The sequence below is a fragment of the Pseudomonas sp. A2 genome (genome assembly GCF_023100865.1).
In the GTDB taxonomy this organism is placed as follows: Bacteria; Pseudomonadota; Gammaproteobacteria; order Pseudomonadales; family Pseudomonadaceae; genus Aquipseudomonas; species Aquipseudomonas asiatica.
In genome coordinates this window covers 2,631,041-2,645,390 of sequence record NZ_CP039127.1, presented here as the reverse complement: position 1 = coordinate 2,645,390, position 14,350 = coordinate 2,631,041, and the positions used below count along the sequence as shown (strand labels likewise).

Annotated in this window: 16 protein-coding genes; 5 read left to right on the top strand and 11 right to left on the bottom strand. The window is 62.5% G+C overall.

What is annotated here, in order from left to right; genetic code table 11:
* Nucleotides 1-4 precede the first annotated feature (4 nt).
* From E5221_RS12245 to E5221_RS12230, 4 genes are read left to right on the top strand one after another with little or no spacing between them, the layout of a single operon-like run.
* On the top strand, nucleotides 5-1,252 hold the full coding sequence (locus E5221_RS12245; RefSeq protein ID WP_247847552.1) for an FAD-dependent oxidoreductase: 1,248 nt from the start codon (nucleotides 5-7) through the stop codon (nucleotides 1,250-1,252).
* Entirely contained in the window at nucleotides 1,249-2,058 is an 810-nt protein-coding gene (locus E5221_RS12240; RefSeq protein ID WP_247847551.1) for a DUF1365 domain-containing protein, read from the top strand. The genes E5221_RS12245 and E5221_RS12240 overlap by 4 nt, the downstream gene beginning before the upstream one ends.
* Nucleotides 2,033-3,295: a cyclopropane-fatty-acyl-phospholipid synthase family protein gene (locus E5221_RS12235; protein ID WP_024086828.1), complete on the top strand. Its 1,263-nt coding sequence runs from the start codon at nucleotides 2,033-2,035 to the stop codon at nucleotides 3,293-3,295. Before E5221_RS12240 ends, E5221_RS12235 begins: the two co-directional genes overlap by 26 nt.
* On the top strand, nucleotides 3,295-3,783 hold the full coding sequence (locus E5221_RS12230; RefSeq protein WP_189121784.1) for a DUF2878 domain-containing protein: 489 nt from the start codon (nucleotides 3,295-3,297) through the stop codon (nucleotides 3,781-3,783). Before E5221_RS12235 ends, E5221_RS12230 begins: the two co-directional genes overlap by 1 nt.
* On the opposite strand, the gene E5221_RS12225 is transcribed toward E5221_RS12230, so the two are convergent.
* Genes E5221_RS12225 through E5221_RS12215 form a run of 3 tightly spaced genes read right to left on the bottom strand, consistent with a single transcriptional unit; the run spans nucleotide 3,721 to nucleotide 5,991 of the window.
* A complete protein-coding gene (locus E5221_RS12225) occupies nucleotides 3,721-3,903 on the bottom strand; it encodes a DUF2256 domain-containing protein (RefSeq protein WP_247847550.1) in 183 nt (60 codons plus the stop codon). The two genes, E5221_RS12230 and E5221_RS12225, sit on opposite strands and share 63 nt — an antisense overlap.
* Complete coding sequence (locus tag E5221_RS12220; RefSeq protein ID WP_247847549.1) at nucleotides 3,900-5,426, bottom strand: cryptochrome/photolyase family protein; 1,527 nt, start codon at nucleotides 5,424-5,426, stop codon at nucleotides 3,900-3,902. Before E5221_RS12220 ends, E5221_RS12225 begins: the two co-directional genes overlap by 4 nt.
* Nucleotides 5,427-5,469: 43 nt before the next feature.
* On the bottom strand, nucleotides 5,470-5,991 hold the full coding sequence (locus E5221_RS12215; protein WP_023661871.1) for a chalcone isomerase family protein: 522 nt from the start codon (nucleotides 5,989-5,991) through the stop codon (nucleotides 5,470-5,472).
* A 158-nt stretch (nucleotides 5,992-6,149) separates the two neighbouring features.
* Here E5221_RS12215 and E5221_RS12210 point away from each other — a divergent pair, with 158 nt between their 5' ends.
* Complete coding sequence (locus E5221_RS12210) at nucleotides 6,150-6,920, top strand: SDR family NAD(P)-dependent oxidoreductase (RefSeq protein WP_247847548.1); 771 nt, start codon at nucleotides 6,150-6,152, stop codon at nucleotides 6,918-6,920.
* Nucleotides 6,921-6,946: 26 nt separating this feature from the next.
* Here E5221_RS12210 and E5221_RS12205 read toward each other — a convergent pair whose 3' ends face one another.
* The 8 genes from E5221_RS12205 to pstB all read right to left on the bottom strand — a co-directional run bounded on the left by E5221_RS12205 (nucleotide 6,947) and on the right by pstB (nucleotide 14,320).
* On the bottom strand, nucleotides 6,947-7,501 hold the full coding sequence (locus E5221_RS12205; RefSeq protein ID WP_013972152.1) for an XRE family transcriptional regulator: 555 nt from the start codon (nucleotides 7,499-7,501) through the stop codon (nucleotides 6,947-6,949).
* A gap of 292 nt (nucleotides 7,502-7,793) precedes the next feature.
* Complete coding sequence (locus E5221_RS12200; protein WP_247847547.1) at nucleotides 7,794-9,152, bottom strand: aspartate aminotransferase family protein; 1,359 nt, start codon at nucleotides 9,150-9,152, stop codon at nucleotides 7,794-7,796.
* Between the two features lie 69 nt (nucleotides 9,153-9,221).
* Entirely contained in the window at nucleotides 9,222-9,995 is a 774-nt protein-coding gene (locus tag E5221_RS12195; RefSeq protein WP_031324703.1) for a gamma-glutamyl-gamma-aminobutyrate hydrolase family protein, read from the bottom strand.
* 84 nt (nucleotides 9,996-10,079) lie between these two features.
* Nucleotides 10,080-11,426 (bottom strand): glutamine synthetase family protein, encoded by a 1,347-nt coding sequence (locus E5221_RS12190; protein WP_039613291.1) that lies wholly within the window; start codon nucleotides 11,424-11,426, stop codon nucleotides 10,080-10,082.
* 27 nt (nucleotides 11,427-11,453) lie between these two features.
* A complete protein-coding gene (locus E5221_RS12185; protein WP_013972148.1) occupies nucleotides 11,454-12,008 on the bottom strand; it encodes an XRE family transcriptional regulator in 555 nt (184 codons plus the stop codon).
* Nucleotides 12,009-12,167: 159 nt separating this feature from the next.
* A complete protein-coding gene (locus E5221_RS12180) occupies nucleotides 12,168-12,767 on the bottom strand; it encodes a hypothetical protein (RefSeq protein WP_085719663.1) in 600 nt (199 codons plus the stop codon).
* A complete protein-coding gene (locus tag E5221_RS12175) occupies nucleotides 12,767-13,465 on the bottom strand; it encodes a hypothetical protein (RefSeq protein ID WP_024086824.1) in 699 nt (232 codons plus the stop codon). Before E5221_RS12175 ends, E5221_RS12180 begins: the two co-directional genes overlap by 1 nt.
* 93 nt (nucleotides 13,466-13,558) lie before the next feature.
* Nucleotides 13,559-14,320, bottom strand: coding sequence for a phosphate ABC transporter ATP-binding protein PstB (pstB, locus tag E5221_RS12170; protein WP_031324478.1), 762 nt, complete (start codon nucleotides 14,318-14,320; stop codon nucleotides 13,559-13,561).
* Nucleotides 14,321-14,350: the final 30 nt, after the last annotated feature.

The window sequence follows — 14,350 nt, the reverse complement described above, 5'->3', positions numbered from 1 at the left end:
ATCCATGCGTATAGCAATCATCGGCAGCGGCATTGCAGGGCTATCCTGCGCTCATCTGCTGTCACGCAAGCATGAGGTGACGGTTTTCGAAGCCGAGAAATGGATCGGGGGCCACACGCATACCCTCGATGTGATCTGGCAGGGTGAACGCCATGCAATAGATACCGGCTTCATCGTCTTCAATGACTGGACCTACCCGCACTTCATCCGCTTGCTCGACCACCTGAAGGTCGCCTCACGGCCGACCGAAATGAGCTTCTCCGTGCATGATCCGGTCACTGGCCTGGAATACAACGGGCACGACCTGAATACCCTGTTCGCCCAACGCCGCAACCTGGTGTCCCCGGGGTTCTGGGGGATGCTACGGGATATTCTGCGTTTCAATCGTCAGGCGCTCGCCGACCTGGATAACCAGCGTATCGATGCCAACGCGACCCTGGGCGCCTACCTCCGGGCTCAGCGCTATGGACAGCGCTTCATCGACCATTACATCGTACCGATGGGGTCGGCGATCTGGTCGATGTCCCGCGCGGACATGCTCGGCTTCCCACTTGCGTTCTTTGTGCGGTTCTGTCGCAACCACGGCTTGTTGTCGGTCAACCAACGTCCACAGTGGCGCGTGATCGAAGGGGGTTCGCGCAGCTATGTCAGTCCGCTGTGCCGGCCGTTTGCCGGGCGCATCCGCCTCGACTGCAAGGTTTTCCGGGTCAGCCGCGACGAAGGTGGCGTCACCCTGACGAGCGCTGCCGGTACCGAGCGTTTCGACAATGTGGTGTTCGCCTGCCACAGCGACCAGGCCCTGGCTTTGCTCGAAGCGCCGAGCGTGCAGGAACGGGAAGTGCTCGGCGCCATCGGTTATGCCAGCAACGATGTGGTGCTGCACACCGATACCCGTCTGCTACCCCGCCGCAAGCGCGCCTGGGCCAGCTGGAACTACCGTCTCGGCGGGCCGCAGCAGGCGCCTGCCGCGCTGACCTACAACATGAACATTCTGCAAGGTATCCAGGCACCGACGACCTTCTGCGTGAGCCTCAACCAGACCGCGCTGGTGGATCCGGCGCAGATCATTGCCCGCTTCCAGTACGACCATCCGCAATACAGCCTTGCGGCGTGCGCCGCGCAGGCGCGCCAGGCGCAGCTGCAGGGCCAGCGCCACAGTTACTTCTGCGGCGCCTACTGGGGCAACGGCTTTCACGAGGATGGCGTAATCAGTGCGTTGAAGGTGGCCGCGCATTTCGGAGAGCACCTGTGAACAGCAGCCTTTGCGTGGGCTGGGTCAGCCACCGGCGCCTGGCGCCGCGCCCCCACGCCTTCCGCTACAGGATCGGCATGTTCTACCTGGACCTGGACGAGCAAGCCTTGCTGACAGGCCTGTCACGCTGGCTGTGGCGCTGGCGCCTGGCGCCGCTCAGCTGGAACCAGGCAGATTACCTGCCAGCCCAGACCCGCCGGGGCGAGACCCTGGCCCAGGCTGCACGCTTGCTGGTGCGCAGCGCGACGGGAGAAATGCCTGAGGGGCCGGTGCACCTGCTCACGCAATTGCGTTGCTGGGGGCTGTCGTTCAACCCGGTCAGTTTCTATTTCTGCCATGACCGCGACGGACGGCTGACGGCAGTCCTGCTGGAGGTGCGAAACACACCATGGCGCGAACGCTTCCATTACGTGCTGCCGGTGCGCGGAAACCTTGCCGGGCCCTTCAGCGTCGCCAAGGCCTTCCATGTGTCGCCGTTCATGCCACTGCACATGGACTATCGCTTGCGCTTCGCCCTGGACGCTGAACATGTGCGCATCCACATGGAGAACTGGCAAGGCGATAGCAAGGTGTTCGAGGCCGACCTGGCCTTGCAACGCCAGGCGCTGGATAGAGCCGCTGTGCACCGATACGTACTGGCCTTCCCATGGATGAGCCTGCGCACCGTCTCGGCCATTTACTGGCAGGCATTGCGCCTGCTGTTCAAACGCACACCCGTCCATGACCACACGGCCAGCCAGCGTGACCTGGCGCTCGGCCATTCCTGCGAGGACCCTGATGATGTCGAACCCCACCCTGAGCGTTAGCAAGTTCGCAGGCCTCGGGCCATTGTTCGGCGGGCTGGCACGAAATGCCGTGCTCGCCCGGCTGGGCAGGCTGCGCCATGGCCACCTGCGCCTGCTCAGCCACGGGCAGCAGTGGAGTTTCGGTGACGCCCACAGCCCGTTGCAGGCCGAGGTGGAGATCCTTGATGACATCACCTGGGGCCTGATAGCCGGCAATGGCTCGATCGGTGCTGGCGAAGCCTACATTCACGGCTATTGGCGCAGTCCCGACCTGGCGCTGGTGACTCGTCTGTTCGTCGCAAACCTTGAGGTACTTGACGCGCTCGAGGGGGGCCTGGCCCGCTTCGGCCGCCCTGCCCTGCGGTTGCAGCACAAACTCAACCGCAACAACAGGCGCGGTGCCCGCCGCAATATTCTGGCGCACTACGATCTGGGCAATGCCCTGTTCGAGCGGCTGCTCGACCCCACCATGATGTATTCGGCAGCTCAGTTCGAACACCCGGGGCAGACACTGGAGCAAGCACAGCTGCACAAGCTGGAGCGCATCTGCCAGAAGCTGGAGCTGAGCCCTGCCGACCACCTGCTGGAGATCGGCTGCGGGTGGGGCAGCCTGGCGATCCACGCCGCCACCCGCTATGGCTGCAAGGTCACCACCACCACGCTTTCCGAGGCGCAGTACAGCCATACCCTGCAACGCGTTCAGGCCCTGGGGCTGGAGCAGCGGGTGAAAGTGCTTCGCGAAGACTACCGCGATCTTCAAGGCACCTTCGACAAACTGGTCTCGATCGAGATGATCGAGGCTGTCGGCCACCGGTACCTGCCGGTGTATTTCCGCCAGTGCGCCTCGCTACTCAAGGCCGACGGCCTGATGCTGTTGCAAGCGATCACCATACGCGACCAGCGCTATGAGCAGGCGCGGCGGTCGGTCGATTTCATCCAGCGCTACATCTTCCCCGGTGGCGCCCTGCCTTCGTTGAGCGTGATGCTGGAAACTGCCAGCCGGCACACCGCACTCAACCTCTTGCACATGGAAGATTTCGGCCAGGACTATGCCCACACATTGCGGCATTGGCGAGAAAACCTGCGCCAGGCACGCGCAGCGCTGACGGACCTGGGCTACGACGACATGTTCCAGCGCCTGTGGGAGTTCTACCTGTGTTACTGCCAAGGCGGTTTCGAGGAGCGCACCATCGGTGTCGCGCATCTGCTCTGGGCAGCGCCCCAGGCACGGCGCGCGCCCTTGCCTGGCAGTGCCTGATGAGCCGTGGCTGGCTGCTCGCCAATGCCTTGTGGCTACAGGCCGGCTGGTGGCTATGCGTACTGGGGGCCGAAAAACCCTTCCTGTCGATGCTGGTGATCGCTGGCCTGGCCGTGCATCTGAGCCTGTGCCCGGCCGTCCACGCAGAGGTCAAGGCGCTGTTGCTGGTAACGCCGGTCGGGTGTGTGCTGGATAGCGTGCTGGGCGCGCTGGGCGTGTTCAGCTTCGACACCTGGCCATTGCCGCTGTGGCTTGCGCTGTTGTGGCTGGTACTGGCCAGCGGCATGCGCCATAGCCTGGCATGGGCCGACAGGCACTGGCAGCTCGGTGCACTGCTGGGTGCAGTTGGCGGCCCGCTGGCCTATGTAGGCGGAGCGGGACTGGCAAATGTCGACTTGCCCATGGGCCCAGTGGTAACCGGCCTGTTACTGATGCCGATATGGGCCGTTACCCTCCCCCTGCTCGTGCGCCTTGCTATGCGGTGCTGACTTGCGGCATCGTTCGGAGCAGTAGCGCACCTGCTCCCAGCAACGTGACCAGCGCTTGCGCCAGTTGAACGGCCGCCCACACACCACGCAGACCTTGCTGGGCAAAAGACCCTTTTTCATATCGGCTGCGCCGCATCGAGCCGCGCCAAAAGTGACTGGCCACGCTGCCAGATGGCATCGCGACGGTCAGCTGACATGCCATCAAGGTTTCGATAGACCAGCGCCAGACGCGGGTTGGCCGAAAGCAGGTGGCGATGACGGATGAGAAAATGCCAGTACAGGGCATTGAACGGGCAGGCGTCCTCCTCGGCCACCTGGTCAACCCTGTAACTGCAGGCCTTGCAATGATCGGACATGCGCTGGATGTAGCGACCGCTGGCGCAGTAAGGCTTGGAGCCCAGGTAGCCGCTGTCGGCGTACATCACCATACCAAGCGTGTTGGGCAGTTCGACCCAGTCGAAGGCGTCCATGTAGACAGCCAGGTACCACTCACAGATTGCGGTAGGCGCGATACCGGCCAACAAGGCGAAGTTGCCGGTGACCATCAGGCGCTGGATATGGTGAGCGTAACCCAAGCGAAGGGTCTGCCCGATGGCCTGCTCCATGCAGCGCATGCGGGTGCGACCGGTCCAGTAGAATTCCGGCAACGCTCGCTCGTTACCCAGGTAATTGAGCGCGGCATACTCCGGCATGCGCAGCCAATAGATGCCGCGTACATACTCACGCCAGCCGATCAGCTGGCGGATGAAGCCCTCTGCTGCATTGAGCGGTACTCGCCCCTCGCGCCAGGCCTTGTCGACCCCTTCGCATAGAAAACGCACATCGAGAAGCCCGATGTTGAGTGCTGCACTGATGCGCGCATGGAACAGGTACGGCTCGCCCTCGGCCATCGCATCCTGGTAGTCACCGAAAGCCGCCAGGCCGAAATCCAGAAAGTGTTGCCAGAGCTGCCGTGCCTCGGCATGGGTCACCGGGTAGTCGAAACCGTCGATGGCTCCGTAGTGGTCGCTGAAGCGTTGCCGTACCAGGGCTATTACTGCAGCTGTGATGTCGTCCTGTGCGAAATGTGCGGCAAAGGGGCCACGTAGCTGGCGAGGCAAGGCCTTGCGGTTGTCGCCATCGAGATTCCAGGTTCCACCTGCCGGGCTGCCGTCAGGCTCCAGCAGCAGGCCGGTACGCTTGCGCATGCCACGGTAGAAGTGCTCCATGCGCAGTTGGCCGCGCTCCCGGGCCCAGCGCGCGAAAGCTTCGCGAGAGCATAGAAACCGCGTGTCGCGATGCCACACAAGCGGCAGTGCGGCATCGCGCAACGCCTGCTCCAGGCGCCACTCTCCGCACTCGGTCAGGTGAATATGCGTGGCTCCCAGGGCCTGCTGCCAGCGCCGCAACTCGCCAACGATGGTTCCGCTGTTGCCGTCATCATCGAGTTGCACATAATGCACCTGCCAACCGCGCTCGCGCAGTGCCAGTGCGAAGTGCCGCATGGCGCTGAAGATCAGGACGATCTTCAGCGGATGATGCGGCACGTACCTGGCCTCCCCTTCCACTTCCGCCATCAGCACAGCATCGCGGGCAGGATCGAGGGCGTTGAGGCTTGCCAGGTCGAAGGACAGCTGGTCACCCAGTACCAGACCCAGGCGCATCTTCAGGCTACCCCTGGCTTGTCAGCGTTACCGCTATGCAGATTCATGGCATCCCCCCCAGCAGACGCTGACGCAGTTGTTGATCCCTGGCCCGCGGATCGAGCCAGATGGCGAAGAACGCCCGTGCAAAAACGGGGTCGGCGACCGCCCGGCTGAGTTTGCCATCGACGTAGAAGCGGCAGCCCTGCCCCGGCATGTACAAGCCGGTGATGCGCATGCCTGGCTGTACATCCACAAACGCCTGCTGCATGGCTTGGGACCACGCCGCGCGCCGCTGCGGCGTCACGTTTTCAGGTGCCAGGCGGTACATTTCCTCGAGGCTGGCCTGTACCAGCGTGTCCCTGGACAGGCTTCGGTGATAGGCCAGCTCAAGGGCAAAAGGCCGGCTCCAGTCCTGGACCGGACCGGCCGCCCATAGCTGTGCGGTGTAAAGGCGCAAGCCAAACCAGCTGAACTCACCGACGCCCAGCCGTTGCGCTGCCGGCAGCTCCGCTCGCCAGTCCGCCGCCTCCGACAGGGCAGTCAATAGCAGGCAAAGCCAGGCCCAACGAGTTGTGTGCCCCATACTGACCTCGAGCACGTGAAATACCTGTACAATATTAGAAACTATGTACAGTTTTTTATGAGGTTGTACAACTTTTACTTGCGGGTCTCAGGGCCTTGTTTCGGCAGAGCCAGTGACAGTGGCATACCAGCGTCGGCGCCGGCAAAGGAGGCAGTTCAGTGAGCCTTATCAATGACCTTCATTCCCCCGCCAACGTGCTGGTCTGCGGAGCCAGCCAGGGGATCGGCCTTGCACTGTGCACCCAGCTGCTGGCGCGCGACGACATCGGATGGGTGTTTGCCGTCTCGCGACATGCCACCAGCAGCCCTGCGCTGGATGCTTTGTTCGCCGAGCACCCACGACAGTTGGTTCGCATCGACTGCGACGCGTGTTCCGAAGTGGCACTGCAAACACTGGCGGCGCGGGTGGGCGCCTGCTGCAACCACTTGAACCTGGTATTTTGCACGCTTGGCGTGCTGCAAGCGCCACCCGCACGGGCCGAAAAAGCGCTGACACAGGTAGATATGGCGGGGCTGCTGGCCAGCTTCACGACCAACTGTTTCGCCCCTGTCCTGCTGCTCAGGCACTTGCTGCCCTTGTTGCGACAGCAACCGATGACCTATGTGGCGCTGTCGGCGCGGGTCGGGTCGATCAGCGACAATCATCTTGGCGGGTGGTACAGCTATCGCGCCAGCAAGGCCGCGCTCAACCAGCTTATGCGTACCGCGAGCATCGAGCTCAAGCGACTGAACCCCGCTTCCACGGTACTGTTGCTGCATCCCGGGACCACCGACACCCGCCTTTCCCAACCCTTTCAGGGCAATGTGGCGCCAGGAAAACTGTTCTCGCCGGCGTTTGCAGCGACATGCATTCTAGCGCTGGTGAGCCGACACGGCCCGGAACAGAGCGGTACATTCTGGGCGTGGGACGGGACACCGATTGCCTGGTGACTCCAGAGCCAGCCTGGATTCCCCTCTCAGCTGAATACCCAGAGCACGCGGGTGAGCTTGTCTGTCAGGTTGGCGTAACGAAAGCTCGCGTGGGGTTGCAGCTGAAAACTGTCATTGGCGCGCAGCGTTACCGGCTCGCCGCCATCCAGCCAGACGGTCAGTTCGCCTTCGAGCACGAAGCAGCCCTGCTCCGAGCTGTCATCCAGGTACTCCTCGCCACTGCTGGCCCCCGGCTCCAGGTGGCTGTCGAGCATGGAGAACGCGCCCGTTATCGTGGGGGATGCCAGCACATCGGTGATGCCACCGGCCAGGTGAAGGGTACGACGCTCGTGAGGACGGGTGACCCAGTCGAGCTCGCGGGGCTGGTCCAGCTTGTAGAAATAGGCCGTGGAGACGCCGAGCTCTTCGCTGATAGCCGTGAGGTCGGCCACGGTTGGGCGGGATACGCCCCGTTCGACCTGGGACAGAAAGCCCACCGAACGGCCGATGCGCTGCGCCAGTTCGCCCAGTGTCAGGCCCTTGAACTTGCGCAGGTCGCGAATCAGTACGGCCAGGCCTTCGATCTCTTCGTGCACTTTCATGGTTGAATCGCGACTTTCGGATGGGAAAATTGATGCCCTGAAAAGTACATGATTCATTTCACAAAGCAAGATGCTTCGCGGCATTGCACGAGCCGGCGAAGATATGCCTGGTCGGTTGACGCGGGCCCTTGTAGGAGCGGCCTTGTGTCGCGATGGGCTGCAAAGCAGCCCCGGCAATTTGTGCATCTGCGCTGAAACCCTGGGGCTGCTTTGCAGCCCATCGCGACACAAGGCCGCTCCTACACCTGACCGCGCAACCGATCAGGTGGGGGTAACTGCCTTGACCAGACGCTCAGCGAACAGCCTCGTACGTCAGGTCCAGACACTTGCGGGCTTTTTCCACCAGTTCGTCGATCTCCTCGATGCTGATAACCAGCGGCGGCGCAATGATCATGGTGTCGCCCACGGCACGCATGATCAGGCCGTTGTCGAAGCAGTGCTGGCGACAGATCATGCCGACACCTTTGCCTTCATAGCGCGCGCGGGTGGCCTTGTCCTTCACCAGCTCGATCGCACCGAGCATGCCCAGGCCGCGTACCTCGCCTACCAGCGGGTGGTCAGCCAGCTCGCGCAGGCGTTGTTGCAGGTAAGGCGCGGTCTTGTCGTGCACCTGCTCGATGATCTTTTCGTCACGCAGGATCCGCAGGTTCTCAAGGCCGACCGCAGCCGCCACCGGGTGGCCGGAATAGGTGAAGCCGTGGTTGAAGTCGCCGCCTTCGCTGATGACTTTGGCCACTTCATCTCGCACGATCACGCCGCCCATGGGGATATAGCCGGAGGTAAGGCCCTTGGCGATGGTCATCAGGTCGGGCTTGAGGTCGTAGTAGTCGCTACCGAACCACTCGCCTGTACGGCCGAAGCCGCAGATCACTTCGTCAGCGATGAAGAGGATGTCGTACCTGGCCAGGATCTCCTTCACCTTCGGCCAGTAGGTCTGCGGTGGAATGATCACCCCGCCAGCGCCCTGGATCGGTTCGGCGATGAAGGCGGCAACGTTGTCCACGCCAACTTCGAGGATCTTCTTCTCCAGCTGTTCGGCCGCCCACACGCCGAAGTCGGCCTCGGTCATGTCGCCGCCTTCGCCATACCAGTATGGCTGCGGGATATGCACGATATCCGGGATTTGCCCGCCCTGCTGGTGCATGCCGCTCATGCCGCCCAGGCCCGCGCCGGCCACGGTGGAGCCGTGGTAGCCGTTGATGCGGCCTATGATGACCTTCTTGTTCTTCTGGCCCTTGAGCGCCCAGTAACGGCGGACCATGCGCAGCACGGTGTCGTTGCCTTCGGAGCCAGAGCCGGTGAAGAACACGTGAGTCATGCCTTGCGGGGCCACATCGGCGATCGCCTTGGCCAGTTCCAGCGCGGGCGGGTGCGCGGTCTGGAAGAACAGGTTGTAGTACGGCAGCTGCTTCATCTGCTGGCTGGCGACGTCGGCCAGCTCATCGCGCCCATAGCCCACCGCCACGCACCACAGGCCCGCCATGCCATCGAGAATCTTGTGGCCCTCGCTGTCCCAGAGGTACACACCTTTGGCCGAGGTGATGATGCGCGGGCCTTTCTCGGCCAGCTGCCGAACATCGCTGAACGGGGCCAGGTGGTGGTCGCGGCTCATGGCTTGCCAGGCAAGGGTCTGCGAATTCTGCTCACTCATTGACTTCACTCCATCAAGTTGCGCAGCCGTGCTGCACAGGTACTTTTTTGTAATTGGGAAAGATCGCTGTCAGGCGGTCTTCAACAGCATCTGGCGCAGTACCGAGCGATGCCGGCAGGCCTTGCCAAAGGACTGGAAGATGGTCAGGTAATGCGGGTTGTCCATGACCTGGTACTCGGGGTGCCATTGCACGGCCAGGGCAAAGCCTTTGCTGTTCTCGACCGAAACAGCTTCCACCAGGCCATCGGGCGCCAGCGCCTCCACCCTCAGCCCGGGGGCCAGTACATCGATACCCTGGCCGTGGATGGAATTGACATCGATGACCGCCGGCAAACCCATGCGGTCGAGCATGCCGCCGGGCTCTATATGCAGGGCGTGACGCGGGCCGTATTGCTTTTCGATGGGCTCACCCTTGCTTTCGCGGTGGTCCATGAACATGCCGGTCTCATGCACTTTCTGGTGCAAGGTGCCACCCAGCGCCACGTTCATTTCCTGGAAACCACGGCAGATGCCCAGCACCGGCACTCCGGCGGCGATGGCCGCACGCATCAGTGGCAGTGTGGTGGCATCACGCAGCGGATCGTGATGGGTGCCCGCTGCACTGGCCGGTCCGTTGTAGTGGAACGGTTCGATGTTGGACGGCGAACCGGTGAAGATCAGCCCATCCACCACGTCGAGAACATCGGCGCTGTCCATCAGGTCTGCGAGGCTGGGTATCACGATGGGCAGCCCACACGCTGCCTTGGCCGCCGCGCGCGCGTACTTCTCGCTGATGGTCTGGGTTGCATGCAGCTCGATCATGCTGGTGCATGCGGTAATGCCGATAACGGGCACACGTGGCATATCTTCCTCCGGCAAATCCATATTGCGCGTTGTATTGAAACGGTAGAAAGGCAGGGTGCAGCGGCGCTGCCCCGACCCCGGCACCTACAGGAACCAGCGGTATTCGCGGGCATCGATGTGGCGCATGAAATCCAGTTGCTCCTGGTATTTGTTTTCGCAGTAGACCATCACGAATTCACTGCCCAGGCCCGCGTTGACCTCCGGGTGGTGACGCATGGCGGCCAGGGCACTGAAGGCATCCTTGGGGAACTCGATGCCGCTCTGGCGGTTGTCGTTCAGCGGGGCAATGGGCTCGACGCCACGCTCCAGGCCATGCTCCATCCCGGTCAGGATGGCCGCCAGCACCAGGTACGGGTTGGCATCGGCACCGGCGAGGCGGTGTTCGATGCGCAGGTTGCGCGGGTCGGACTCGGGGATGCGAATACACGCATCGCGATCTTCGAAACCCCAGCTGGCCTTGCTCGCCGCGTTGACCATGGCGCCGTAACGGCGGTAGGCATTGTGGTTCGGGGCGAAGATCGGCATGCAGTGGGGCAGCAACTCCAGGCACCCTGCCACCGCATGGCGCAGCTTGCGCTGGTCATCGCCGGCGAGGATGTTGTTGCCGGCGTTGTCGTACAGGCTGACGTGCACATGCATGCCGCTGCCCGGCGCATCGAGGTACGGCTTGCTCATGAAGCTGGCTCGGTAGCCGTGCTTCATCGCGATACCGCGGGTACTGCGGCAGAACAGCGCCGACCAGTCCGCCGCGCTCATGGCATCGTCGCTGTGCGAGAAGTTGATCTCGAACTGGCCGGGGCCCAGCTCCGCGGTGATCACGTTCGCCGGCACGCCCTGCTCGTTGGCGCCATCGACCATCTCGTGCAGCACCGGTGCAAAGCGCGACAGCCGCTCGATGTGCATGTTCGGCTGGTCGTCGTGGTCGTCGGTCGCCTTGTCGCGTGGGTACTGTGGCAGGCCGTTATCGAGCTTGCGGTCGAACAGGTAGAACTCCAGCTCGAAGGCCACCACCGGGCGAATGCCGCGCCTGGCCAGGCGCTGGATCACCCGGGCCAGCACTTCACGGGGCTCGAACTCGATGGGGTTGGCGGTGCCGTCGGAGGTGATGAGCATCTGCGCGATCGGTTCCTTTTCCCAGCGCACCGGCCTGAGGGTACCCGGCACCAGGCGGCGGGCGGCATCCGGGTCGCCGTCGGCGAAGCAGTAGTCACCGATCGGGTAGAGCCCACCCTGGGTGCCCAGCAACACGCAGTTCTGAGGCAACTTCAGCGGCGCGCCGGCTGCGACTTTTTCCAGCATGTCCATGGGGTAGCGCTTGCCGTAGAAGTGCCCGGGGATATCCAGCGCAATCAGGTCGACATAACGTATTTCTGGGTGTTTCGCTCGGAACGAGCGCACTTCAGTCAGCAGATCCGGAAAGACGACACTCATCTTCTTGTCCTTGTGAGGTGAACGAATTCAGTTGAAGACCCAGAGCACGCGGGTGGTTTTTTCCGTCAGGTTGGCGTAACGGAACTGCGCGTGGGGGTGCAGCTGGAAGCAGTCGTTGGCCTGCAGGGTCACGGCGTCGCCGTGGTCCAGCCAGACCGTGAGTTCGCCTTCGAGCACGAAACAGCCCTGCTCGGAACGGTCGGTCAGGTACAGCTCGCCACTGCTGGCGCCTGGCTCGAGATGGCTGTCGAGCATGGAGAACGCGCCGCCGATGGTGGGCGAAGCCAGCACATCGGTGATGCCCGACTCGAGGTACAGCGTGCGCCGCTCGTGGGGGCGCGTGACCCAGCTGACGCTGCGGGGCTTGCTCAGGTTGTAGAAGTACGCGGTGGATACGCCGAGCGCTTCACTGATGGCGGTGAGGTCGGCCACGGTAGGGCGCGAAACACCGCGCTCGACCTGGGACAAGAAGCCCACCGAGCGGTTGATGCGCTCGGCCAGTTCGCCCAGGGTCAGGTTCTTGAATTTGCGCAGGTCGTGAATAAGGATCGCGAGGGCTTCAACCTCTTCGTGCATCTTCATCGTTTGAGACTGCCGTGAAATTTTTAGAGTTATTTTTCATGAAAAATTACATGAAAAATTTCACGAGTCAAGCCGAAGCTGAAAATGGGAAGCCGCAAAGGGAGATGTGGGGGGCAACAAGTAGCGAAGAGGCGTAACGAGAAAAGTACCTTGAGGCCCTCAGGAAGCGAGGGCCTGCGAACGCTGCCGTACCGGCATTTCATAGCGGTGCGGTTGCTGCCAGGCCAGCTGTGCCTGGACATCGACCGCCGCATCCATCACTTTCTGCGCCCAGTTCTCATCCTTGGGGCACACCACCACCACGCGAAAACCGTGGTCGACGCCTTCCAGCCGCACGCCCTCGGAATCATCGACATGCAGGTCGATATCGAAGGCCGACGGCAACTTGGAAGGCGCATTCTCAAGCCCGTTCACGGCCAGGATATGCTGGTGCCGGTCACTGTTGACCACGCCATCGACACGGATACCGTAGAGCATCAGCCAACGGCGTATGTAGGACGGTGTGCGCCCCGACGAGGTGTAGATCCAGATGCTGCAGCCCTGGCGGCGCAGGTCGCGGATCAGTGAGCGCGTGCCACTGCGCAGGGGTTCACCCAACCAGCGGTGGATGAACGCCGGCAGCTTGCTGTCCTCGGCGGCGGCATGGTCGGCCTGGCAGGCGAGCGTGTCGTCGATATCGAACGAAATGCGTATCTGCGGGCGGTTGAACGTGCGCTCGATGGCTTGCCGCCCGCGTTGGAACAGAGAAGAGCTTTGCATCAGCGGCACCTCTCGCGCGCAGGCATGGATGTGACGTCCAGGAAGAACTTGCCGGGCTCAGGCGCGTGCGCTTCAAGGAAAGCTGCATACTTTTTCTTGATCTTGGGTAGTTCGTACAAAGCCTTGACACCATGCTTGGCAGAGTTGCGTATGACCGAGGATGGGTTGAAGTAACCCTCGGCATTGTCCAGCGACAACACGAATGGCGGTAACCCCGCGCGCATCAGCAGGTAGCTGACAATGAGCGACCCTGTGCGGTTGTTGCCTTCGATGAACAGCTGCGGCTTGCTGAGAATTCGAACGTAGACACCCGCCGCGCGCTTCCAGATCGAATCGCTGCCGTACGAGCAATACCAGTTGTAGAGGTCCTTGATGCCGCCCTCCACGTTGTTGAAAAAGTGCGCCTCGGTCGCCGCCAGGTGCGGGGCAAACTCCAGCCTGCGTGCCGGGTCGCTGCCGCACAGCACGGTGGCATTGATCTCCAGCATCAGGTTCAGTTGCTGCAGGTCGAAAAGGTCGACACCCCGGGCGACATAGTCGTCAATCAGGGCATAGCCTTCAACCACATTCAGCAGCACCTCGTCGGTAAACGGATCGCGCGGTTCGGTGAAATGCTGGCTGAGTTCGGCAAAGCGGGCCTGCACCTCACGCAGTGCGCGCTCTACCGCTGGCAGATCAAGACGACGCGTCGCTGGCATTGGAAATCCCTGGTAACACTTGACGGAAGGTAATGCGGCCGGGTGTTGCAGCCTTCCTGACTGCAACACCCGGCCACCTTGGCACGTGCGGCCTCAGCTGAACTTGCCGCTGATGTAGTCGGCGGTCAGCTGCTCACGCGGGTTCTGGAAAATCTGCGTGGTCGGGCCCATTTCGACCAGGTAACCGGTACGGGTGCCCTTGGAGATGTCGACCGAGAAGAACGCGGTGGTGTCGGCCACACGAATCGCCTGCTGCATGTTGTGGGTCACCAGGGCGATGGTGTAGTCCTTCTTCAACTCGACCATCAGCTCCTCCACCCGGCGGGTGGCAATCGGGTCGAGTGCCGAGCAGGGTTCGTCCAGCAGCAGCACTTCCGGCTCGGTGGCGATGGCGCGGGCGATGCACAGACGCTGTTGCTGGCCACCGGACAGGGCCAGGCCGCTGACCTTGAGCTTGTCCTTCACCTCGTCCCACAGCGCGGCGCCCTGCAGCGCGTGCTTGACGCGGTCACCGATGTCGCCCTTGTAGCGGTTCAGGCGCAGGCCGAAGGCGACGTTGTCGAAGATGCTCATGGAGAACGGGTTGGGCTGCTGGAACACCATGCCGATGTAGCGGCGCACCACCACAGGGTCGACGCCCTTGCCGTAGACATCCTGGCCCAGGAAGTGCACATGGCCTTCGAAACGGAAGCCCTTCACCAGGTCGTTCATGCGGTTGAGGCTACGCAGGACGGTACTCTTGCCGCAGCCAGACGGCCCGATGAAACCGGTGATCTCGTTCTTGCGGATCGGCACATGGCTGTCGCGAACGGCCATGAAATTGCCGTAGAAGATCTTGTCCAGCTTGCAGTCCATGACGATGGGGGCTTCGCTGACCACGGGAGC